Origin of the sequence: Buchnera aphidicola (Cinara confinis), from assembly GCF_900128735.1 — a bacterium.
GTDB lineage: Bacteria > Pseudomonadota > Gammaproteobacteria > Enterobacterales > Enterobacteriaceae > Buchnera_F > Buchnera_F aphidicola_L.
This window is the reverse complement of sequence record NZ_LT667503.1, coordinates 1-25,588: the sequence shown is the minus strand read 5'-3', so window position 1 is coordinate 25,588 and position 25,588 is coordinate 1. Positions and strand designations below refer to the sequence as shown.

Annotated in this window: 17 protein-coding genes and 1 tRNA gene; 7 read left to right on the top strand and 11 right to left on the bottom strand. The window is 26.5% G+C overall.

Annotated features, from left to right (window positions below):
• Positions 1-10 precede the first annotated feature (10 nt).
• A complete protein-coding gene (gene rpoC, locus APCICONF2801_RS00090; RefSeq protein WP_075431640.1) occupies positions 11-4,255 on the top strand; it encodes a DNA-directed RNA polymerase subunit beta' in 4,245 nt (1,414 codons plus the stop codon).
• A gap of 183 nt (positions 4,256-4,438) precedes the next feature.
• Here rpoC and metE read toward each other — a convergent pair whose 3' ends face one another.
• From metE to ftsY, 3 genes are all read right to left on the bottom strand, one after another.
• Positions 4,439-6,721, bottom strand: a complete 2,283-nt coding sequence (gene metE, locus APCICONF2801_RS00085) for a 5-methyltetrahydropteroyltriglutamate--homocysteine S-methyltransferase (protein WP_075431638.1) — start codon at positions 6,719-6,721, stop codon at positions 4,439-4,441.
• Between the two features lie 403 nt (positions 6,722-7,124).
• The gene (gene rpoH, locus APCICONF2801_RS00080; protein WP_082252705.1) at positions 7,125-8,003 is read right to left on the bottom strand and encodes an RNA polymerase sigma factor RpoH; all 879 of its coding nucleotides are present in this window, start codon (positions 8,001-8,003) and stop codon (positions 7,125-7,127) included.
• 120 nt (positions 8,004-8,123) lie between these two features.
• Entirely contained in the window at positions 8,124-9,053 is a 930-nt protein-coding gene (gene ftsY, locus APCICONF2801_RS00075) for a signal recognition particle-docking protein FtsY (RefSeq protein WP_154021601.1), read from the bottom strand.
• A 171-nt stretch (positions 9,054-9,224) separates the two neighbouring features.
• Between ftsY and rsmD the strand changes: the two genes are divergently transcribed.
• Both rsmD and dnaC read left to right on the top strand, forming a co-directional pair.
• The gene (gene rsmD, locus APCICONF2801_RS00070; RefSeq protein WP_075431636.1) at positions 9,225-9,797 is read left to right on the top strand and encodes a 16S rRNA (guanine(966)-N(2))-methyltransferase RsmD; all 573 of its coding nucleotides are present in this window, start codon (positions 9,225-9,227) and stop codon (positions 9,795-9,797) included.
• Positions 9,798-10,018: 221 nt separating this feature from the next.
• Positions 10,019-10,750, top strand: coding sequence for a DNA replication protein DnaC (dnaC, locus tag APCICONF2801_RS00065; RefSeq protein ID WP_075431635.1), 732 nt, complete (start codon positions 10,019-10,021; stop codon positions 10,748-10,750).
• A gap of 22 nt (positions 10,751-10,772) precedes the next feature.
• On the opposite strand, the gene efp is transcribed toward dnaC, so the two are convergent.
• The 3 genes from efp to APCICONF2801_RS00050 all read right to left on the bottom strand — a co-directional run bounded on the left by efp (position 10,773) and on the right by APCICONF2801_RS00050 (position 13,622).
• On the bottom strand, positions 10,773-11,348 hold the full coding sequence (efp, locus tag APCICONF2801_RS00060) for an elongation factor P (protein ID WP_075431633.1): 576 nt from the start codon (positions 11,346-11,348) through the stop codon (positions 10,773-10,775).
• A gap of 157 nt (positions 11,349-11,505) precedes the next feature.
• Positions 11,506-13,161, bottom strand: coding sequence for a chaperonin GroEL (gene groL, locus APCICONF2801_RS00055; RefSeq protein ID WP_075431631.1), 1,656 nt, complete (start codon positions 13,159-13,161; stop codon positions 11,506-11,508).
• 167 nt (positions 13,162-13,328) lie between these two features.
• Positions 13,329-13,622 carry a co-chaperone GroES gene (locus tag APCICONF2801_RS00050; RefSeq protein WP_075431629.1) on the bottom strand — a complete coding sequence of 98 codons (294 nt, stop codon included), beginning with the start codon at positions 13,620-13,622 and terminating at the stop codon, positions 13,329-13,331.
• Positions 13,623-13,927: 305 nt separating this feature from the next.
• On the opposite strand from APCICONF2801_RS00050, the gene APCICONF2801_RS00045 reads away from it, so the two are divergent.
• Positions 13,928-14,000: transfer RNA gene (locus APCICONF2801_RS00045), tRNA-Phe, on the top strand.
• Between the two features lie 57 nt (positions 14,001-14,057).
• Here APCICONF2801_RS00045 and mnmE read toward each other — a convergent pair.
• The 4 genes from mnmE to rpmH all read right to left on the bottom strand — a co-directional run bounded on the left by mnmE (position 14,058) and on the right by rpmH (position 17,755).
• Positions 14,058-15,428: a tRNA uridine-5-carboxymethylaminomethyl(34) synthesis GTPase MnmE gene (mnmE, locus tag APCICONF2801_RS00040; RefSeq protein ID WP_231938291.1), complete on the bottom strand. Its 1,371-nt coding sequence runs from the start codon at positions 15,426-15,428 to the stop codon at positions 14,058-14,060.
• A gap of 89 nt (positions 15,429-15,517) precedes the next feature.
• Positions 15,518-17,143, bottom strand: a complete 1,626-nt coding sequence (gene yidC / locus APCICONF2801_RS00035; RefSeq protein WP_075432383.1) for a membrane protein insertase YidC — start codon at positions 17,141-17,143, stop codon at positions 15,518-15,520.
• 103 nt (positions 17,144-17,246) lie between these two features.
• A complete protein-coding gene (rnpA, locus tag APCICONF2801_RS00030; protein WP_075431627.1) occupies positions 17,247-17,585 on the bottom strand; it encodes a ribonuclease P protein component in 339 nt (112 codons plus the stop codon).
• 35 nt (positions 17,586-17,620) lie between these two features.
• Complete coding sequence (rpmH, locus tag APCICONF2801_RS00025; RefSeq protein WP_075431625.1) at positions 17,621-17,755, bottom strand: 50S ribosomal protein L34; 135 nt, start codon at positions 17,753-17,755, stop codon at positions 17,621-17,623.
• 384 nt (positions 17,756-18,139) lie between these two features.
• Here rpmH and dnaA point away from each other — a divergent pair, with 384 nt between their 5' ends.
• From dnaA to gyrB, 3 genes are all read left to right on the top strand, one after another.
• Entirely contained in the window at positions 18,140-19,519 is a 1,380-nt protein-coding gene (gene dnaA / locus APCICONF2801_RS00020; protein WP_075431623.1) for a chromosomal replication initiator protein DnaA, read from the top strand.
• Positions 19,520-19,523: 4 nt separating this feature from the next.
• Positions 19,524-20,630, top strand: a complete 1,107-nt coding sequence (gene dnaN / locus APCICONF2801_RS00015; protein WP_075431621.1) for a DNA polymerase III subunit beta — start codon at positions 19,524-19,526, stop codon at positions 20,628-20,630.
• 155 nt (positions 20,631-20,785) lie between these two features.
• Positions 20,786-23,197: a DNA topoisomerase (ATP-hydrolyzing) subunit B gene (gyrB, locus tag APCICONF2801_RS00010; RefSeq protein WP_075431619.1), complete on the top strand. Its 2,412-nt coding sequence runs from the start codon at positions 20,786-20,788 to the stop codon at positions 23,195-23,197.
• Between the two features lie 216 nt (positions 23,198-23,413).
• Here the strand turns inward: gyrB and mnmG are convergent, their stop codons facing one another.
• Positions 23,414-25,294, bottom strand: a complete 1,881-nt coding sequence (gene mnmG / locus APCICONF2801_RS00005) for a tRNA uridine-5-carboxymethylaminomethyl(34) synthesis enzyme MnmG (RefSeq protein ID WP_075431617.1) — start codon at positions 25,292-25,294, stop codon at positions 23,414-23,416.
• Positions 25,295-25,588: the final 294 nt, after the last annotated feature.

Here is a 25,588-nt window from a genome sequence, read left to right as displayed (position 1 = left end):
GACTAACTCCTTGAAAGATATATTAAAACTTTTTAAAAAAAACAAAAAAATCGAAGAATTTAATTCAATTAGAATCTCATTAGCATCACCGGACGTGATAAGATCTTGGTCTTTTGGAGAAGTAAAAAAACCAGAAACAATAAACTATCGTACATTTAAACCAGAACGTGATGGATTATTTTGTTCTCGTATCTTTGGTCCTATTAAAGATTATGAATGTTTATGTGGTAAATATAAACGATTAAAACATAGAGGAGTAATATGTGAAAAATGCGGCGTTGAAGTAACACAAAGTAAAGTGCGTCGAGAACGCATGGGACATATCGAATTAGCCTCCCCAACAGCGCATATTTGGTTTCTAAAATCATTACCTTCGCGGATTGGATTATTATTAGATATGCCATTACGTGATATAGAACGTGTATTATATTTTGAATCATATGTTGTAATAGAAAGCGGAATGACTAATTTTGAAAAAAATCAAATTTTAACAGAAGAACAATACTTAAATGCTATAGAAGAATTTGGAAATGAATTAAATGCTAATATGGGTGCTGAAGCAATACAAAATTTATTACAAAATATGAATTTAAAAAGTACATGTAAAGAACTTAAAACAGAAATTTTAGAAACCAATTCAGAAACAAAAAGAAAAAAACTTACAAAAAGAATAAAATTAATAGAATCACTATTATTATCCAAAAATAAACCGGAATGGATGATCTTAACAGTTTTACCTATTCTTCCTCCTGATTTACGCCCATTAGTTCCACTTGACGGAGGAAGATTCGCAACATCTGATTTAAATGATCTATATCGTCGAGTCATAAATAGAAATAATCGACTTAAACGTTTATTGGAACTCTCTGCACCAGATATTATCATTCGTAATGAAAAAAGAATGCTACAAGAAGCAGTAGATGCATTATTAGACAATGGTAGACGTGGAAGATCTATTACAGGATCGAATAAAAGACCGTTAAAATCATTAGCAGATATGATTAAAGGAAAACAAGGTCGGTTCCGACAAAATTTATTAGGTAAACGAGTAGATTACTCAGGAAGATCGGTAATCACTGTAGGTCCTTATTTACATTTACATCAATGCGGAATTCCAAAAAAAATGGCATTAGAACTGTTTAAGCCATTTATATATGGAAAATTAGAAAAAAGAAATTTAGCTACCACCATAAAAGCCGCTAAAAAAATGGTTGAACGAGAAGAATCAGTGGTATGGGATATTCTCGATGAAATCATCTGTGAACATCCGATCTTATTAAATCGAGCTCCTACTTTACATCGTCTAGGAATACAAGCATTTGAACCGATTTTAATTGAAGGAAAAGCAATCCAATTACACCCCTTAGTATGTGCTGCATATAATGCTGATTTTGATGGTGATCAAATGGCAATTCATATTCCTTTAACTGAAGAAGCTCAATTAGAAGCACGTTCTCTCATGATGTCTACAAATAATATTTTATCTCCCGCTAATGGCGAACCTATTATCGTGCCTTCACAAGATGTTGTTCTTGGAATTTATTATATGACACGAGAAAAGATTAATGGAAAAGGAGAAGGAATGTTATTATCAGGATCTAAAGAAGCAGAACGAGTATATATGTTAGGAATAGCAGAATTACATTCTAAAGTACGTATCAGAATTAAAGAATACTGCTCTAATAATACAAAAGAAAAACAAAAAATTATAAAAAATAAAATAGTAGATACCACAATTGGAAGAGCAATATTTTGGAATATTGTACCTCAGGGCTTATCGTTTAATTTAGTTAATAAAACCTTAGGAAAATCTGATATTTCAGGATTATTAAATTACTGCTATCGTATTTTAGGATTAAAAAAAACGGTAAATTTTGCTGATCAAATTATGTATATAGGATTTAATTATGCAGCACGATCTGGTGCCTCTGTCGGGATAGATGATATAGTTATCCCTAAAGAAAAAACAGAAATAATAGCAGAAGCAGAATATGAAGTATCAGAAATACATGAACAATTTCAAACAGGTTTAGTAACATTTGGAGAACGATACAACAAAATTATTGATATCTGGGCAGTTGCTAATGAAAAAGTGGCCCGCGCCATGATGAAAAATTTATCTACCAATATCATTATCGATAAAAAAGGAAAAAAGAGAAAACAAGCATCATTCAATAATATTTTTATGATGGCTGATTCAGGTGCTAGAGGATCGGCAGCTCAAATTAGGCAGTTAGCCGGTATGAGAGGATTAATGGCTAAACCAGATGGATCTATTATTGAAACTCCTATTACAGCTAATTTTCGAGAAGGATTAAATGTACTTCAATATTTTATTTCTACTCATGGAGCTCGTAAAGGATTAGCAGACACAGCATTAAAAACTGCTAATTCCGGTTACTTAACTCGCCGATTAGTAGACGTAGCTCAAGATTTAGTTGTAACCGAAGATGATTGTCAGACTTCTGAAGGTATTATTATGCACTCTTTAATTGAAGGCGGTGATATCAAGGAAACATTAAGAGAAAGAGTTTTAGGAAGGTTAACAGCTGAAAATATACTAAAACCTAATACCAAAAAAACTATCATTCCTAGAAATACTTTATTACATGAAAAATGGTGTGATCTTTTAGAAAAATATTTTATTGATAAAATAAAGGTAAGATCTGTAGTAAATTGTGAAACTATTTTTGGTGTATGCGCTTATTGTTATGGACGTGATTTAGCTCGCGGTACTTTAGTAAAAAAAGGCGAAGCGATTGGGGTGATAGCTGCTCAATCAATAGGAGAACCTGGAACTCAATTAACCATGCGAACATTTCATATTGGCGGAGCAGCATCTAGGTCAGCATTAGAGTCTAGTATACAAGTACGAAAAAATGGCACAATTCACTTAAGCAATTCCAAATTTATTATTAATTCAAATAAGAAAATTATTATTACATCTAGAAATATTGAACTAAAAACAATAGATGAATTCGGAAAAACCCAAGAAAGCTATAAAATTCCATACGGAGCTGTTTTAGCAAAAGGGGAAGGAGAATCCGTACAAGCCGGCGAAATTATAGCAAAATGGGACCCACATACTATTCCCGTAATTACAGAAGTTAGTGGGTATATAAAATTTATAGATATGGTAGATGGGCAAAGCGTCATACGACAAACAGATGAATTAACCGGGTTATCCTCAGTCGTAATATTAGATATTTCGGAAAGAACTATCATAGGTAAAGATTTACGACCGTCATTAAAAATAATTAGTAAACAAGGATATGATATTTTTATTCCAGGGACTGATATGCCAGCTCAATATTTTTTACCAGGAAAAGCTATTATACAATTAGAAAATGGTATAAAAATTTCTTCTGGAGATACTCTGGCTAGAGTACCACAAGAATCTGGAGGAACAAAAGATATTACTGGTGGATTACCAAGAGTAGCTGATTTATTTGAGGCTAGAAAACCAAAAGAATTAGCTATTTTAGCTGAAATTAGTGGAATAATTTCATTTGGAAAAGAAACAAAAGGAAAAAGGAGATTAATATTAACGCCACCGACTGGAAACAATACTCATGAAGAAATGATTCCAAAATGGCGTCAATTAAATGTCTTTGAAGGAGAACGAGTTGAAAAAGGTGATGTTATTTCGGATGGCCCGGAATCACCACATGATATACTTCGACTCAGAGGTGTCCAAGCCGTCACAAAATATATAGTAAATGAAGTACAAGAAGTATATAGATTACAAGGAGTAAAAATTAATGATAAACATATTGAAGTTATTTTACGTCAAATGTTACGTAAAGCCACTATCTTAAATTCTGGAAATTCTAATTTTTTACCAGGCGAACAATTAGCTTATTCTCAAATAATTATAAAAAATAAAAAACTAGAACAAAAAGGGAAAAAACCGGCGATTTTTTTAAGAGATTTATTAGGTATTACAAAAGCATCTTTAGCTACTGAATCATTTATTTCTGCTGCATCTTTTCAAGAAACAACCCGAGTATTAACAGAATCTGCAGTCGCTGGAAAAAAAGATGAATTAAGAGGATTAAAAGAAAACGTTATTGTTGGAAGATTAATACCTGCCGGAACTGGATACTCTTATCATAAAAATAGAACAAAAAATCGTCTAGAAAAAAATTCTTCAAAAACCACAAAAAAAAACGATCACACTATATTATCTTCTAGTGCCGAAGAAGCAGCAGCTAATTTATCAGAACTTTTAAATTCTGCAGAAAGACCTAAATAAAATCTAATAAACAAGAAAAAATTTATTATTCAAATAAAAGCTGAAAAAACCTTTATAAAAAAATAAAATAAAAAAAAATCACTGAATGAACAAAAAATATAAAAATTAATTTGCTTAAAAAAGATTCCACTAAATAAAAATAAATAATAAGAAATTATTATATTATGTTTAGTGGAAAAAAATTTATTTATTTTGAAAACTGGTACGGATATTTTGTACAGCTTGCATCATATTTTGTAATGATAATGAAGTCTCTAGCCACGTACGAGTTTTTAAGCCACAATCAGGATTCACCCATAATCTTTCTTTAGTAATGAAATTTAACGCTAATAATATACGTTCTTCCATACATTTAACTGAAGGGATAGTGGGAGAATGAATATCGTAAATACCTGGACCAATTTCATTTGGATAATCAAACATTTTAAAAAATTTTAATAATTTCATTTCCGATCTAGAAGTTTCAATTGTAATAACATCAACATCTAATGCAGCAATAGCCGGCATAATATCATTAAACTTACAATAACACATATGAGTATGAATCTGCGTACTATCTTTAACTCCAGAAGAACTTAGCTTAAATGCTTCTACAGCCCAGCGTAAATAATTATCCCAATCATTTTTACGCAACGGCAAACCTTCTCGTAATGCTGGTTCATCAATTTGAATAATTTTAATTCCAACTTCTTCTAAATCTTTTACTTCATCACGTAATGCTAAAGCAATTTGTTTAGCAATAACCTCTTTAGAAATATCTTCTCTTGGAAAAGACCAACATAAAATTGTTACCGGTCCAGTTAACATGCCTTTAACAGGTTTTGAAGTTAACGACTGTGCATATTTAGACCATGGAACTGTAATTGGTGTAATGCGACTAATATCTCCTACTATAATAGGAGGTTTTACACAACGAGATCCAAAGCTTTGAACCCATCCATATTCTGTAAAAGCAAAACCTTCTAAATAATCACTAAAATACTCTACCATGTCATTACGTTCCGGTTCCCCATGAACCAATACATCTAAACCAAATTTTTCTTGTTGTATAATGATATTTTTAATATGCGCTTTAATTTTTTTTTCATAATTAATTTTGCTAATCAGATGATTTTTATAATCTAAACGCAATTGCCTAATATCAGAAGTTTGAGGAAAAGAACCAATTGTAGTAGTAGGTAAAATAGGTAAATCTAAAGAGTTCTTTTGTTGCACCGCACGTAAAACATATGAACTTTTTCTTTTTGTTGCTTCTAAAGAAATTTGTGTAATACGTTTTTGAACATTAAAATTATTTACTACAGTAGAAGATTGACGTGATATTATAGGTTGAATCCAATTTTTTAATTTTTTTGTGGATTGTTTTTTACTATTTAAAGTTTGAGTTAATAAAGATAACTCATCACATTTTTGCAAACCAAAAGATAACCACCCTTTTACAAGATCAGTTAAATTTTTTTCTATATTAAGGTCGATAGGAACATGTAACAAAGAACATGAAGATCCGATCCAAAAAGTCTCTCGAAGATTCATAAAAGATTTTAAAATATTAAACCATTCTAAAACATTAGACTTCCAAATATTACGTCCATTAATAATACCCAATGAAAATAATATTTTTTTATTAAAAGTTTGATTTAAATCAAATAAATTATATTTTCCAGATATTAAATCAAAATGTAACCCATCGATTGGTAATAATTTAATAAAATCTAAGTTATGCGTAATATCACCAAAATACGTAGTTAATAAAATCTTTTGCTTACTATGAAGATAAGTATAAGCTACTTGAAATGCTTTTTTCCATTCCGAAGGTAAATCTAACGCTAAAATAGGCTCATCTATTTGAACCCAACTAATATTTCTTTTTTCAAATTCGCTTAATATATCACGATATACTACTAATAAAGAAGATAGTAAATCTAATTTATTAAAATCTTGACCAACTATTTTACTTAACCAAAGATATGTTAATGGTCCAATTAAAACAGGTTTAATTTTAAACCCTAAAGCTAAAGCTTCATCACTTTCTTCCAGTATCTGTTTCCAAACAAATGAAAATTTTTGATTTTTTATTAATTCAGGAACAATATAATGATAATTTGTATTAAACCATTTTGTCATTTCTGATGCAGAACATACTTCTTTAGTGGAAGTTACACCACGCGCCACACGAAATAAAGTATCTATGGTTAATACTTTTTCATTACCAATATGTCTTTGAGGTATATTTCCTATCATCATACTAGTATTCAGCATATGATCGTACCAAGCAAAATCACCTACAGAAACAACATCTATTCCATGATTAAATTGTGATTCCCAATTTTTTTTTCTTATATCTTTTCCGACTAATAAAAGATCATTTAAGGTGGATTTTCCAGACCAGTAATTTTCTTGAGCAAATTTTAACTCACGATAAAAACCAATTCTAGGAAATCCAAGTATATGATTTTTAATACTCATATATATTTTCCTAATTTATTATAATATCTAAATATTATTATTATTTTGATTAATATAAAAATAAATATATAAAATTATATACTTGATTAAAAAAATATTTTTTTTAAAAATAAATTTTCATTTATATATTCTATATATTTTTTATAAAAAATTAAAAATTTTTTATTCAAAAAATATTTTATATAGTAATAGTATGTGATTTTATAAAATAAAACAACCTTAATAAATTTTTTTAAAAAATACAAAAAAATAAAAATTTTATTTTACTAAATATAATAATTTATAATTTTTTTATAAAAATTGATTACTCACACTATATATATAAAAACAAAAAATTATTTTACTTTTTTTAGCTAAAAAAAAAATAATTTTTATTTATTTAATATTTAAAAAAATAATTTTTTTATGTTTCAATAGCTAATTTTAATTTCTTCATAGCATTTTTTTCTAGTTGTCGCACGCGTTCCGCTGAAATTCCATAATCTCTTGCAAGGGATTGCAATGTCATTTTCTGGCGGTCCTGATATAACCAACGGCGCTTAATAATCTGCTGACTTCTTTCATCTAAAATTAATAATGCATTACTAAGCTTATGATTGGTATGTATATCCCAATTATTTTCTTCAATATCTAATGCAAAATTTGATTTTTTATCTTCTAAATATACTGAAGAAGAAGAATGTCGATAAGATAAATGATCAGAACAAATATCATTAGGTAGACAATCTAATGTTATATCCTGAGCTGACATACGTGATTCCATCTCTTTTACTTCTCGTTGAGTAACACCTAATTGATTAGCGACTATATTAACTTCATCAGTATTAAACCAACCTAATCGTTTTTTTTTTTTTCTTAAATTAAAAAAAAGTTTACGTTGTGCTTTAGTTGTAGCAACTTTAACAATTCTCCAATTTCTTAAAACATATTCATGAATTTCTGATTTTATCCAATGTACTGCAAATGAAACTAACCGAACTTTAAAATTTATATTAAACCTTCTAATAGCTTTCATTAAACCAATATTTCCTTCTTGAATTAAATCGGCTTTTGGTAAACCATAACCAGAATAATTTTTTGCAATATATATTACAAAACGAAGATGAGATAAAATCAATAATTTTACTGATTCGATATCATTATAAAAAAAAAGTTTCTTAAGAAGTAATTTTTCTTGTTTTTCTGTTAACATAGGAAAGGAATTAGCTAAACGAACGTATGCATCTAAGCTACCAATATTTACCGAATTGGTAGAAATCATCTTTTCTTTTATATTTTTCATTAGAATATAACCATATATTAATCAAAAAAAGATACTTTTATTCAAAATAAAATCATAATTTTCTAAAAAAAATATCTTTATACTGAACCAAAAAAAAATAAAAAAAATTTTTTTCACCGATTAATTTTCAAAAAGTTCTTCAATAAATATTTCACCATTAAATTTCTTTAGATCTGTAATTTTTTCTCCAGTACTAATAAAATTAATTGGAATTTTAAAACGATTAATTATAGAAAAAATAATTCCTCCTTTAGCGGTTCCGTCTAACTTGGTAGCAATAATACTATTAACACCAATATTACTATGAAATAATTTAGTCTGTTGGATAGAATTTTGCCCAGTTCCAGAATCAATAATTAAAATAATTTCATGAGGTGCTAACACATCAAACTTCTTTATTATCCGAGTAATTTTTTTTAATTCATCCAATAAATGTGATTTATTATGTAAACGTCCCGCGGTATCTATAATTAATATATCTGATTTCATCATTTTCGCTTCTTTAATAGAATCAAAAACAACAGAGGCTGGATCAGTTCCAGAAGCACGAGAAATAACAGGTATGTTAAATTTTTTACCTAATGCATTTATCTGATCAATAGCTGCTGCTCGAAAAGTATCAGCGGCAGATAACACAACTGACTTACCTTTTTTTTTATAATAATAAGCTAATTTTGCAATAGTAGTTGTCTTTCCGACACCATTTACCCCAATAATTAAAATAATATATGGTAAAAACATACTATGAATTATGCTAGGCGATGCATTAACTTTTTTTAAAATATTTAATAATAGATTTTTAAAAATAATAATTGCTTGTTTTGAATCAATAATTTTTTTCTTTTTTAATTTCTTTTTAAATTTTACAAGAATTTTTTCGGTAGTAGAAACACCAAAATCAGACAACAACAATAATTTCTCTAATTTATCAAAAGTATTTTGATCTAATGACTGAATCGAAAAAATATCATTTATTTTCTTGGTAAATATTTTTTTAGTCTTTAAAAAACAATTTTTCAATTTATCAACTATTATATTTTTTGAAATCATAGAAAAAATAGAGTTTTTTCGATTGTTTTTTTGATTTACTTGACATACTGTAGGTTTAGACTCTTTTTTTTTAAAATTAATCCATTTTAAAAAAAAAATTTTTTTTATTATCTGACATATTATCCCTTAAAATTTTATTAATGTAAGATATAATATTACTAAAAATATAAAATGAAAAAAAAATATAAAAAAGAAATTCGAATTATTAGCGGTCTATTTAGAGGCAGAAAATTACATTCAGTAAAAAATTTTAATATTAGACCTACAGGGGACCGCGTTAAAGAAACTCTCTTTAATTGGTTAAGTCCTTATATAAAAAATAAACGCTGTTTAGATTGTTTTTCTGGTAGCGGAAATTTAAGTATTGAATCTATTTCTCGTTTAGCTTATCAAGTAACAGCTTTAGAAATTAATAAAAAACTTGTAAATTTACTTAAGAAAACTATCAATTCTTTTTTAATTAATTCAATATCAGTTTTTCATACCGAAACCACACGATGGTTAAAAAAAAAAGGAGAACCATTTGATATAATTTTTTTAGATCCACCATTTCATGATCTTAAATTATTAAAAAAAACAATAAAATTATTAAAAAAAAATAATTGGTTACATAAAAAATCTATTATTTATATTGAACAATCTATCAACTTTATCGAAAAAGAAATATATAAAAAATGGACTATTATTAAAAAAAAAAAAATAGGTAAAATTTTATGTTTACTTTTTATTTCCAACACCAAATAAAAAAATAAAACAGCTAATTTATATGAAAATAATAAAAATAATTTCTTAAAATATTTTAAAAAAAAATAAAATAACAATATTTTTATTATATCATACAAATAAATTATTTTGTTAAACTTACCATAACATCTTTACTTAATACTATTAAAATAAAAGAATAAGTGATACTTATATTAAAAATGACCTTCAATATATAAAAAATAAACAAAAATAATAAAAATATGAAAAATTTTTTAAAAAAACTAAAAAATATCATGCCGCACTATATAAAACCAAAATTTTATAACGATAAAGAATTGTTATTATGGAACCAAAAACAAGGACAAAAATCATCTGAATCTATTCTTCGTCAAAATCAAGCTATGAAAATGCAAAAAATTTTAGGAAGATCAGGAATTCGAGAATTATATATTAATTGCTCATTTGAAAATTATCATATTATGCATGCCGGTCATAAAAAAGTATTACAAGAATCTCGAAAATACGCAGAAAACTTCAAAAATAATATTGCTAGTTTTATATTTTCCGGAAATCCCGGAACCGGAAAAAACCATTTAGCGGCAGCCATTGGTAATTACTTAATTTTACATGGAAATAGTGTTTTAATTGTTACGGTCTCAGATCTTATGTCTTCTATGAAGAAGACATTTAACCGAATTAGTCAAACGACAGAAGAAGATTTACTTCATACATTAAGTACAGTAGACTTATTAATGATTGATGAAATCGGCATGCAAATAGAATCGCGATATGAAAAAATTATTATTAATCAAATTATCGATCGACGATCATCGACTAAAAGATCAACTGGAATGCTATCTAATTTAAATTATTTTAATATGAAAAAATTATTAGGCGAACGTGTTATTGATAGAATGAGATTAGGCAATAGCTTGTGGCTCACATTTGAATGGGATAGTTACCGAAAAAATATCACAGGTCATGAATACTAAAATATTTTTCAAATACACGAAATTATACAACAGAACGGGATATATAAATACCTTGTCTAGTGTCTATTTTAATAAAATCTCCTTTTTGTATGAATAAAGGAACTCGAATCTTTGTTCCAGTCACTAATTTTACTAATTTACTAGAAAAATTTATTGTATCTCCTTTAACTGATAATTCTACATCTTGTACTTCAAGATCTATAAAATTAGAAATACGAACCAATATTGGAATATTATTCCATAAAGTCATAGAACACTGAATATTATTAAATAACCATTTATCAGCACCAAATAATTTTTCTTTATGTACTGAAAGATGATTAAACGTTTTTTTATTCATAAAAACCCATGATAAACCATCTGTTTCTTTATATAAATAGATAACATCAATTACTGTAATATCAGCTAATAAAAATGAATCGGTAGATTTAAAAGTTTTAAAAAATAATTTTCCTTTTAGTAAATCTCTCAATTTTAATCGTACAAATGCTTGACCTTTTCCTGGTTTTACAAATTCTCGATGTAATACTTCATATGGTTTTTTTGTAATTAAAATTTTGTTTCCTATTTTTAAAGAACCACTAAAATATAAAGACATAAAAACATCCTAAAAAATATAAATAAAAAAACAACTCCTTGTTCTCTGTTTTGAAAAACTGAGAACAAGGAAATAGTAACAAAATAATAAAAAAAAATAAAGAACGAATAAAAAATCATTTATTTATTATTATTTAAAATATAACCAAAAAAAATAATTACATCATTCCGCCCATACCACCACCCATTCCAGCTCCAGGAGGAGTTCCTAAGTCAGATGACGATGATTGATCATCTTTTGGTAAATCTGTTACCATGCATTCCGTTGTAATCATTAAACCAGCAACAGAACCAGCGTATTGCAAAGCTGATCTAGTTACCTTTGTCGGATCTAATATCCCAAATGATATCATGTCTCCATATTCATCAGTTGCAGCATTATAACCATAATTACCATGACCATCTTTAACATTATTAGTTACAACTGAAGGTTCTTCACCAGAATTAGCTACAATTTGACGCAAAGGAGCTTCCATAGCACGTAATGCTACTCTGATACCTACGTTTTGATCTTCATTTTGACCATTAATACGAGAAATTTTTTCTGCTACACGAACTAAAGCTACACCGCCTCCAGGAACAACGCCTTCTTCTACTGCTGCTCTAGTAGCATGTAATGCATCTTCTACACGTGCTTTTTTTTCTTTCATTTCTACTTCAGTAGCCGCGCCTACTTTTAAGACTGCTACACCACCAGATAATTTAGCTAACCGTTCATTTAATTTTTCTTTATCATAATCGGATGTTGCTTCTTGTATCTGTTGTCTAATTTGAGTAATTCTACTATTAATCGCATGTTTATCACCATTACCATCAATAATAGTTGTAGAATCTTTATTAATAACAACACGTTTTGCTTGACCTAAATCTTCTAAAGAAGATTTTTCCAATTCCATAGCTAATTCTTCTGAAATCACTGATCCACCAGTAAGAATTGAAATATCTTGTAACATTTCTTTTCTACGATCGCCAAATCCTGGTGCTTTTACTGCTGAAACTTTAACTATTCCGCGCATAGAATTCACTACTAAAGTTGCTAAAGCTTCGCCTTCTAAATCTTCTGAAATAATTAATAATGGTTTATTAGATTTTGCAACGGCTTCTAAAATTGGCAATAATTCACGAACATTAGAAATTTTTTTATCAGCCATTAAAATATATGGATTATCTAATTCAACTAAACCAGTTTCAGGTTTATTAATAAAATAAGGAGAAAGATATCCTCTATCAAATTGCATACCTTTTACTACTTCTAATTCATTTTCTAACCCTGTACCTTCTTCTACCGTAATAACTCCATCATTACCAACTTTTTCCATAGCTTCCGCAATTAAACCACCTACCTTTTCATCAGCATTTGCAGAAATAGTACCAACTTGTGTAATTGCTTTAGTATCTGCGCAAGGAACTGATAAATTTTTTAATTCTTCTACTGCACTAATCACAGCTTTATCGATTCCTCTTTTTAAATCCATGGGATTCATACCGGCAGCTACCGCTTTTAAACCTTCGTTAACAATCGATTGCGCTAATAACGTTGCTGTAGTGGTTCCATCACCAGCGGCATCATTTGCTTTTGATGCTACTTCTTTTACCATCTGAGCGCCCATGTTTTCAAACTTATCTTCTAATTCAATTTCTCGTGCAACTGAAACTCCATCTTTTGTAATACTTGGCGGTCCAAATGATTTATCTAAAACTACATTACGTCCTTTAGGGCCTAATGTTACTTTAACAGCATCAGCTAAAACATTTACACCGCGAAGCATTTTAATGCGCGCTTCATTACCAAATTTTACGTCTTTCGCAGCCATGTGAAAATATCCTCAAAAAAGATTAAAAAATTATAAAATTAAGCAAATTTTATAAAATTTATATTAAAATTGATTCTTGAACTATATTAATTTTAAAAATTGATACGTTACAATAAAAATTTTAAAAAATTCATAAAAATTAAAATAACTTTTTTACTCAATCAAATTTATTCTTCAACAATCGCTAATATATCACTTTCTGTAAGAATTAAAACTTCTTCATTATCAATTTTTTCAATCTTTGCACCATATCCTTCATTAAATATTACCACGTCTCCCACTTTTACGTCTAACTTTTTTATTTCACCATTATCTAAAACACGTCCTTTACCAACTGATAAAACCACTCCGCGAGTCGATTTTCCAGCAGCTGAACCGGTTAAAACTATTCCACCTGCAGACTTTGATTCTACCTCATGACGCTTAATAATAATCCGATCATGTAATGGACGAATTTTCATTGAAATAATCCTTATATTATTATTAAAGACAAAATATTTTTATAAATCATCTTATAAAAAATAAAAATTAAAAAAATATACATCTATATTTTACCATATATGGATGGCAATAGAGAATTTCAAGGGGATCTTTCTAAATTTTACTATATTTTCTATAATACGTTAAAAGATTCTTTTATTACTTATTTATTAAAAAGATAAATATAAATAATACACTATCGAATGTAAACCAAAAAATATAAAAAAAATTTTACAATAAAAAACTTGACAAGCTTTCTAATTTAATGCTTTAATATTTTTTAAAAGCCCGGATAGCTCAGTTGGTAGAGCAGGGGACTGAAAATCCCCGTGTCGGCGGTTCAATTCCGTCTCCGGGCAAAAAAAGATCTCAATTAAAAAAATTAAAAAAATAAAAAATCATTAAAATCTTAATAATTACTTTCCAATACAAAATTCAGAAAAAATTTTTTCTAATAATTCTTTATCCGTAAACCTTCCTGATATTTCTCCCATTAATTTATTTGCTAATCTTAAATTTTCAGATAATAATTCAATTACATGAAAAAAAGACCAATCTTTTAATCCCTCTTCTAATAAAAGTAAAGTTTTATTTAAGATTTGTAAATGTCTACGACGAGCAATAAATATATTCTCTGAACTATCAATAAAATATGCAAAACCTTCCATGTGTTTTCTTAATAAATCAATACCTAAAGCGCACTTTATTGATATAAAAATACTAAAATACTGATTATTATATTTTTTAATACAAGCATGGTAGTTTATCAAGTCAATTTTATTAAAAATTAATGTTATGGTTTGATTTTTATTTAATTTTTTTACATATTTTGAAATAATTTTATCATTCAATGAACTGGGTTGTGAACTATCTAATACCACAAAAATATGATCACTTTTTTGAATCATGTCTTTCGCTAATTCTATCCCGATCTTTTCAACAATATTCTTACTTTTACATATTCCTGCAGTATCAATTAACTCAAAATTCAATCCCTGGATATTAATTTGACCACGTAAAAGATCGCGCGTTGTACCAGAAAACTCAGTAACAATAGCAAGATTTTGATTAACTAATAAATTAAGTAAACTTGATTTACCCACATTTGGTGCGCCTGTAATAACTATTTTTATACCTTCCCGAACAATATTACCGTAACCAGCTTTATTTTTTAAATTTTTCAATAACTCAATAATTTCAAATAAATCATCATCAATATTTTTTAATAAATTTATTACATTAATATCCTCTGGAAAATTTATTGATGCTTCAATAGTTGAATAAAGAGTCTGTAATTTAAGAGAAATGTTATTAATAGCACAAGAGAAAAAACCTTGCAAAGATTGAAGGGACGCTTGAACAGCTAACTCGGATTGCGCATGAATTAAATCCATGATAGCTTCCGCTTGTACAAGATCAATTTTTTTATTAAGAAAAGCTCGTTCAGAAAATTCTCCAGGACGTGCTAATCGTATATTATCAAGTAAAATGATATTTTTTATTAATAAATCTAATATTAATGGATTACCATGTCCCTGTAATTCTAACATATCCTCTCCCGTAAATGAATGCGGAGCGGAAAAAAAAATTACAATACCGTAATCAATAATTTTACCATCTAAACCAAAAAAAGGCAAAAAATGCGCATATCTTACAGTTAGAACAGTTTTTAATATTTTACTAATAATATTTTTAACCTCTTTTCCAGATATACGGACAATTCCAATTCCTGATTTCCCTCCTGCCGTCGCAGGAGCTATAATTGTATCGTTCACATTAATAATCATCTTAATCTTTAAGAAAAGTTATTTTTTATTAAAATATACTATATTATCAAATATAATTATCTATTATAACTATAATTATATTATTTTTTTTATAAAATATTTTTTTTATTCTGAATAAAAATTTTTTTTATAAAATATTGCTGAATTATAGTAACTACATTGTTAATTAAGTAATATAATACTAAACCAGATGGAAACCATAAAAAGAATACAGCTGATAATACTGGAAAAATAAAAAGAATTTTATTATAAGATAAATATCTTGGATTACTTTCATTGCTTATCTGTATACCTAAAAAACTAATTCCGGTTAATAAAGGTAAAATAAAAAAAGGATCAAAATCAGATAAATCTTGAATCCATAAAAAAAATGGTGCGTGCCTTAATTCAACAGCTAATGTTAAGACATAATACAAAGCTAAAAAAATAGGCATTTGAATTAAATTTGGGAAAAAACTACTTAATGGATTAATATTTTCAGATTTATACAATCGTAATATTTCTTTATTAATTTTTTGTGTATCATTAAAAAATTTTTCTTTAATCATTTCTACTTTAGTTTGTAATTTTTTAATTTTCATCATCGCTAAATATTGCGATTTAATTAATGAATATGTCATTATTTTAATAAAACATGTAATAAATATTATAGCTAAACCCCAATTTTTACAAAAAGAATAAAAAAAACTTAGTAAGTGAAATAATGGTCTTGAAATAAACCATAACCATCCATAGTCCATAATACAATTTGTATTTTTAGCTAATAAAGAAACTTGTTTTTGTAAATTTGGTCCTATCCAAATACTTGATGAAGAAAAAGACGATGAATAAGGCGCAATTTTTTGATTTTTAGAAAAAAAACCAACAGATGTTAAATAATCATATATCTTATAAAGATAAATTGTATATCCATGAGAAAAGTTTGGTATCCATGCTGTTAAAAAATATTGTTGCTGCATTGCTATCCATCCTTGATTTATTTTTAGATAAAAACTCGACGAATCCTTTAAATCGTCAAAACTTACCTTAATATACTTTTTATCATCTGCTGAATATGAAATTCCTCGGAAAGTTTGTAAATTAAAAAAACTTTTTAGAAAGCTATATTTTTTAATTAATGAAGTATTTTTTTGTAATTCTCCAAAAACTACCGCATTTATTGTTTGATTGGTATTATTATAAATAAAGTTCCTTATTCGTATTTTATAAGATCCACGTTTTAAAAAAAATACTTTTTTATATATTACACCGTCCTTTAATTTCGAAGTTAAACAAACATTAAGTGTATCTTTATTCTTTTTTAACTGATATAAAACCGATGAAACTTGATATAAAATCGGACTCATTTTTTCAATAACATTTGACGTATTCTTTTTAAGAATACCGCTATTCATTTTATAAAAAAAATTTTTTTTGTTATTGAATAATGTAAAAAATCCTTTTTTATTACAGTTTTTTTTATAATTTAATAATTCTGCATGTTCAATATTTCCACCTAATAAATTAATATCTAAAGATAATACATCAGTACTTATATTTATTAACTGCGCTTTTTCTTTATTAAGCCATGGTTTAGAAATATTTATTGTATCTTCATGCAATAATCTGTTTTTTTGAATTACATAAAAAATATTTTTTTGAAAAATATTTATAAAAAAACAAAAAAATAATAAAAATAATAACAATACTACATAACCATATCGACGATTAATCATAGATATTCTCATTATCTAAGTTTTTAAAAAAAAAATAGCCCTTCTTTTTAAAAAAAACAGAAGTCTCCGAATTTCACCGAGTTCCTTTATCAAAAAAATAATTTTATTTATATATCCATAAGTTCTGTAATCTATGTATAATAAATTTATTATCTTTTAATTTTAAATCTTTCTTAACAATTATAACTATATCCATCGATATTAATTTATTTTGTTTGGAACGGAAACTTTCTCGAATTAGACGTTTAATTCGATTTCGATCATGCGATTTTTTAATTTTCTTTTTAGATATAGAAATTCCTAACCTAGGAAAATTTAAACCATTTATTCTACCTAAATAAATAAATTCCGATTTAATAACTTTGACGTGTTTTCTATAAACAATTTGAAACTGTAAAGTAGATAATAATCGACTTTGTTTTTTGAAAAAATAATTACACATATTATTTTAAGGTCAATTAAAATTAAGAAATTTTTTTAAACACACAAGCGAGAACGCAATTTAATACGACGACGAGATAAAATGTGACGACCATTTTTTGAAGCCATACGCGCACGAAAACCATGAGATCTAGCTCGCTTTATCTTTGACGGTTGAAAAGTACGTTTCATATCTTAAAATCCTTCTAATACATTTATAAATTACTAATAAACGATTTATAAATAAAAATATATTTACAAAAAATTTTCATATTATCTAAAAATAATCAAGCCAAATCTCAAACAATTATTTTTTAATAAAAATTAATTTTAAATAACCAAATAAAATATATTTACTTATAATAAAAATAGTATTTTTATTAAATTTTAAAAAAAATCTTCATATGCTTTTATCTATCAATTATAGATATTAATTGTGAGGTATCTTTCTCTTAAAAAAAATTGTAAAAGCTCTCTATATATAAATAAATAGTTTTTAAAAATCATTTATATATATTCTTTTTAATAGAAAAAAAATCTTATGAAAATTAATATTATTTTTTTGGAGCCTTATCTGTGTCTCTTTTAATTTGGAAAAAATGCTTAAACCATTTACAAAAAAAACTTTTACCTACAGAATTTAGTATGTGGATTCGTCCATTAAGGGCAAAAGTAAAAAAAGATGCTTTACATTTATTTGCACCAAATCACTTTGTTTTAGATTGGGTAAAAAATAAATATATACATTATTTTAAAAATTTATTAAATAAATTCAGTAAAAAAAAAAATATTTTACTAACATTAAAAATAGACGAAATTACAACTAAACATTTAATCACTACTAATACATATTATTCAAAATACAATTCATTAAACCAAAAAAAAATAAATAAAAAAAGTTTTAATCATAATATACACTACATTAAATCATATTATCACACAGAAATTAATAAAAAATACTGTTTTGATAACTTTATTGAAGGAGAATCAAATCGATTAGCCCGATATTCATCTTATCAACTAGCTAAAAATTTAAAAACATCATATAATCCATTATTTTTATATGGAAATACTGGACTTGGAAAAACACATTTATTACATGCTATTGGAAATTTTATTTTAAAAAAAAAAAACACTGCAAAAGTTATTTATATTCATTCTGAACGTTTTGTTCAAAATATGGTAAAATCACTAAAAAATAACTCCATTGAAGAATTTAAAAAATATTATAGATCTGTAGACGTTTTAATGATAGATGACATTCAATTTTTTTCTAATAAAGAAAGATCACAAGAAGAATTGTTTCATACATTTAATGCGTTATTTGATAAGGAACAAAAAATAATTTTAACCTCAGATCGTTACCCCAAAGATATTAATGGTATGGCGGATCGCTTAAAATCAAGATTTAGTTGGGGGTTAACCATTTCAATTAATCCACCTGATTTAAATACTAGAATAGCTATCCTGTTACATAAAGCATCAGAAAAAAAGATCAAATTACCTTTCGAAGTAGCGCAATTTATAGCAACAAAATTATGCTCTAATGTTAGAGAATTAGAAGGGGTACTTAATAAACTCCAAAATAACGCTTTATTTAATAATAAAAATATAGATATAGAAATAGCTCAGAGCACCTTACAAGATTTATTAATTTTTCAAAAAGAAAAAATAACTATAAAAAATATTCAAAAACTAGTCGCTGAATATTTTAACATTAAAATTTCAGATATGTTATCAAAACAAAGAACGCGATCAATTTCACAACCTCGACAAATAGCTATGGCTTTAGTAAAAAAATTAACTAATCATAGTTTATCAGAAATTGGCATGGCTTTTGGTGGTAAAGATCACACCACTGTATTACATGCATGCAGAAAGATCAAAGAATTATCTGAAAAAAACAAAAAAATTCATCATGATTTTTTAAATTTATCTTATCAATTAACCTCATAATAATATGAAATTTATCATAAAAAAAGAAATATTACTAATACATATTAAAAAAATTGTTAATATTATAACAAAAAATCCAATTTTTCCTATTTTAGAAAATATTTTAATAAATATTAATCAAGATAGATTAAAGTTAACATCATCTAACTTAGAAATAGAAATAAATATTAACATAAGTCATAAACATTACTCATTTTTTAAAGCAGGAAATACAAGCATTTCTGGAAAGAAATTATTACATATCTGTCGAAACGCGCCTAAAGAAACTAATTTAAATTTTAAATTAATTAATAAAAAAATAAAAATTCAAATAATAAATAATATTTTTTATTTAATAACATTATCTACAAAAAAATTTCCAAAATTTCCAAAATATACCGAAAAAAAGGAAATCACTATACCGCAAAATTTACTCAAAAAAATTATTTCTTTTACTCAATTTTCTATAGCAAACCACGACATTCGAAACTGCTTAAATGGCTTACTTTTAGAATATCATAATAACTATTTATATGGAGTAGCTACAGATGGTCATCGTTTAGCAATGTATAAAGAAAAAATATTCATTCCAATAAATTCATTTTCAATGATTTTAAGTAAAAAAAGTATTCTTGAATTATCTCAATTATTAGCAGAAAAAGAAAAAACAGTTAAAATAATTATTAATAAAAATCAAATATTATTTTGTATTAAAAATATATCTCTTATTACTAAAATAATCGACGGAAACTTTCCTAATTATCATGAAATTATCATAAAAAAACCAATAAAAAGCATTCCTGTATCACTGGAAAAACTAAAAAAAGCTTTGTTACGCACCTCAATACTATGCGACACTAATTTTAAAGGAATATCTCTTAAGTTTTATAACAACTTACTAAAAATAAGATCAAAAAACCAAGAAGATGAAGAATCAAAAGATTCTTTTAATATTCAATATAATGATGAAAAAATTAAATTCTCCATAAACATTTTTTACCTATTAGATGTTTTAAATGTCTTAAAAAGTAAAATTATTTATTTTATTTTAGATATTCCTGTAATCAAAATTCAAATTCAATCTTTAGAAGAAAAAAATATTTTTTATATAATTATGCCTCTACGATTATAAGAAATATATTACTAAAAAAACTAAATTTCTATAAATAATATATAAAAAAATTTAATATTTATCTAACTTACTGTATTATAAAAATCTTTTCAAAAACAAAAAATCTTTTATATTTAAATATAAAATATAAAAAAATCTTTAATCAAGGATTGAAAATGCCAAATTCATATAATTCATCAAACATAAAAATTTTAAAGGGGCTAGACGCTGTTCGAAAACGGCCCGGTATGTATATCGGCGATACCGATGATGGAACTGGTCTGCATCACATGATTTTCGAAATAGTAGATAACTCTATCGATGAAGCTTTGGCGGGATATTGTAAAACTATTATAGTTATAATACACCCCGATAATTCAGTATCAGTTAAAGATGACGGAAGAGGAATACCTATAGACATACATCCTGAAGTTGGTGTATCTGCAGCAGAAGTAATTATGACTGTTTTGCACGCAGGAGGTAAATTTGATGATAATTCATACAAAGTATCCGGAGGTTTACACGGCGTAGGAATATCAGTTGTAAATGCCTTATCGGAAAAATTAGAACTATCTATTTATCGAAATGCAAAAAAATACAAACAAACTTATTATTGCGGTCATCCCACAGAAAAATTAACGCAAACCGGAAAAACAAAAAAAAATGGAACAAAAATTCGTTTTTGGCCTAATCAAACTATCTTTACAAATCAAAATAAATTTCAATGCGAAATCATCCAAAAAAGACTATTAGAGTTGTCTTTTTTAAGCTCCGGCATTTTAATTAAATTACGCGATCTAAGAAATGATTTTAATATTCAATATTTGCATAAAGGTGGCATAAAATCATTTATAAAATTTTTAAATACCAAAAAAAAACCAATCCATACTAGAATTTTTTCATTTACCGCAAAAAAAATGAAAGTTAGTGTTAATATTTCTATGCAATGGAATATCAGTTTTCAAGAAAAAATTTTTTGTTTTACCAATAATGTACCACAAAAAGATGGTGGAAGTCATTTATCGGGATTTCGCTCTGCCTTAACTAGAACAATTAATTTATTTTCTGAACGTGAAGGTTTAAATAAAAAAAATAAAATCAATATAATCGGAGAAGATATACGCGAAGGACTAACAGCTATTATATCTATTAAAATGTTTAACCCTAAATTTTCATCTCAAACAAAAGAAAAATTGGTATCTTCAGAAGTAAAATCGATTGTCGAAACATTATTAAACGAACACCTAATGGAATATCTACTAGAAAACCCGAAAGATTCGAAAATAATTATTACAAAAATTATAAGCTCAGCCCGATCTAGAGAAGCTGCAAAAAAAGCCCGTGAAATAACTAGAAAAAAAGGCATTCTAGAAATTACGAGTTTACCTGGAAAATTAGCTGACTGCCAGGAAAGAAACCCTCTAAAATCTGAAATTTATCTCGTAGAAGGTGATTCTGCTGGCGGATCAGCAAAACAAGGAAGAAATAGAAAAAACCAAGCAATTTTACCTTTGAAAGGAAAAATATTAAATATAGAAAAAGCACGATTTGAAAAAATAGCTACATCACCAGAATTAATTACTATCATTACCGCTCTTGGCTGTGGTTTTGGAAAAGATGAATATAATCCAAAAAAACTCAGATATAATAATGTTATTATCATGACCGATGCAGATGTTGACGGATCTCATATCAGAACATTATTACTAACATTTTTTTTCAGACAAATGCCTGAAATAATAGAACAAGGACATATTTATATAGCACAACCTCCATTATTTAAAGTTAATAAAGGAAAAAAAGAAAAATATTTAACAAACAAAAAAGATTTAGAAAAATACCAAATGAAATTAATCCTTCGTAATTCCTGTATAAAAAAAACAGTCGATAATTTAGAAATAAATTATCAAGAAAATTTTTCTTCACTCCTAAAAGATTATCAAAAAACAAAAAAAAATTTCTTAACTCTAAAGAATAAAATTCCTTTTTTTATATGTAATATAATTATTTATACAAAACCTATAACCGAACTAAAAAACTATAAAAAAGTTGAAACTTGGATGAAAAAATTAACTAAAAAATTATCTAATTTTTCAAGTGATAAAGAAAAAATAAAATATTCATATACTATAAAAAAAAATAATTCTATTTTTGAACCAACCTTACATTATCAAAAAAAAAATATAAAAGAAAAAATTACCTTTACAAAAAATTTACTTATGAATAAATCATATAAAAAAATATTAAAATTTTCAAAAAAAATTTACTCGTTAAAAAAAAATAAAACATTTATATTATACGAAAATAAAAAATTTTTTATCCATAAAATTGAAAAAACAATAATAGAATTAATCGCAGAAACAAATAAAAATATTAATATTCAAAGATACAAAGGATTAGGGGAAATGAATCCCGAACAATTATGGCATACCACCATGAATCCAAAAACAAGAAAAATGATACAAATTACTATTCAAGATGCTCATTCTGCCGATCAATTATTTACCACATTAATGGGAGATGCAGTAGAACCACGAAAAAATTTTATTAAAAAAAATGCATTATATGCAACAAATATTGACATATAAAAAAATTCAAAAAATTAATATTATTAAAAAAATTCGGTAGGAAAAACCTGCCGATTATCTATTATATGAATTTAAAAAATCTACTAAATAATTGAAAAAAAAAAATAAATTAAAGATATAGTTTTATAAAAAAAATCTAAAAAAAAGTAGTTAAAAAAAATAAAAATTTTTATACTAAAAAAAACAATATCTTTCTATCCATCAAATTTTAAGAAATTAAAAAGTATTTTTTTTTAAAAAAACTAATAAAATAGAAATTGCAGCAGGGGTAACCCCAGGAATACGAGATGCTTGCCCTAAAGTCATAGGTTGATATTCATTTAATTTCATAATTACCTCATTAGATAATCCTAAGACACACTTATAATTGAAATTTACAGGTAAATTAATAAATTCAAACCTTTTTTGTTTATCAATTTCTAATTTTTGTCTTTCTATATACCCTGAGTATTTTATTTGTGCTTCTAATTCAAAAACATCTTCTATACGTTTTATTAAAAAAGTTAATGGTCGATTAATTAAATCCATAAGTAATAAATAAGAAATTCCTGGTCTACGCAGTAAATCAATCGCAGCAATATTATTAGAAATCTGAATTGAAAGATTTTTATTTCTACAATATTTTTCTATTTTTTCTTTTGAAATGATTTCCTGCTTTAAAAATAAATATTCATTCAAAATAAAATCTTTTTTTTCACAAAATCTCTTCCACCTACGATCACATATTAATCCAAATTGATGAGCAATTTCAGTCAAACGAAAATCAGCATTTTCTTCTCTTAAAAGCAACCTATGCTCTGCACGAGAAGTAAACATACGATAAGGCTCCATTGTTCCTTTATTGCATAAATCATCCACCAAAACACCAATATAAGCCTGATCTCGACGCGGATACCAATGTTTCCTTCCTAAAACCCGTAGAGCAGCATTTATTCCAGCTAATAATCCTTGAGATCCTGCTTCTTCATAACCGGTTGTACCATTAATTTGTCCTGCAAAAAATAAATTTTTTAAAATTTTAGACTCTAAAGTTAATTTTAAATCTCTTGGATCAAAGTAATCATATTCTACCGCATACCCTGGTTGAATAATTTGAACATTTTCTAAACCGACTATAGTCTTAATAAATTTCTCTTGTACAAATGCTGGTAAACTCGTAGATATACCATTAGGATAATATATCTTACAATCTAAACTTTCTGGTTCTAAAAAAATTTGATGTCTATTTTTGCTGGAAAAACGAAATATTTTATCTTCTATAGAAGGGCAATATCGCGGACCAGGACCTACAATGGACCCCATATAAATAGGACTAGAACTTAAATTAGCACGAATAATTTCATGAGTATTACAATTAGTATACGTCATATAACAAGGAATTTGCTTAGGATGTTGAATATTATTACCTAAAAAAGAAAAAGAAGGCACTGGAACATCTCCGATTTGTTTTTCTAAATTAGTAAAATTAATACTACTAGCTAATAATCTCGGAGGGGTACCTGTTTTTAAACGACCAAAACGAAAAGGAAAATTTTTTAACTTCTGAGCCAATGAAACAGACGGCTTATCTTTAATACGTCCCCCCGGTTTTTCACATAAACCAGTAAAAATCTTTCCATTTAAAAAAGTACCAGTAGTCAAAATCACAATATCACTAAAAATTTCAATATTATTATTAAGAATAACTCCTCGCACTACTCCTTTTTTAATAATAAGATCATATACTTCTGATTCAATTATCTCAAGATTTTTTTGTAACTGCAAAAATTTTTGTAATTTTTTTTTATATAATCCCCGATCTACTTGAGCGCGAGTAGATCGAACTGCAGCGCCTTTGCTAGAATTAAGTACCTTAAATTGTATTCCAGAATAATCAGTAGTAATAGCCATCAAACCACCCATAGCATCTATTTCCTTTACCAATTGACTTTTACCTATTCCTCCAATAGCAGGATTACAAGATAGTACTCCGACAGTACTAAGCTTCTGAGTTATTAAAACTGTTTTTACACCCATTCGCGCCGAAGCAGCGGAAGCCTCAGAACCCGCATGACCAGCTCCTACTACTATAACTCCTATATGTTTTCGATTACCCACTTTTCCTCTTTACCTCTCTTTATTTTCTTTCCTTTAATCTTTTAGAGAATAAAATACTTATTTTCCCTCTTCATTCTTAGTTTTCCCCTCAACATAATACATTTTATTCCTCTTTTAGACAATACATATATATACTTATTTAAATACAAAATTCTTAATTTAAATAAGTATACTTGTTTTTAAAAAATAAAAAAAAAAATAAAAGTAATTATTATTAGTAAACATAAAATTTGTGGATAACTAAAAAATAACATTGATAATTAAGAATATTTTCATTATTTATCTTGTGGATAA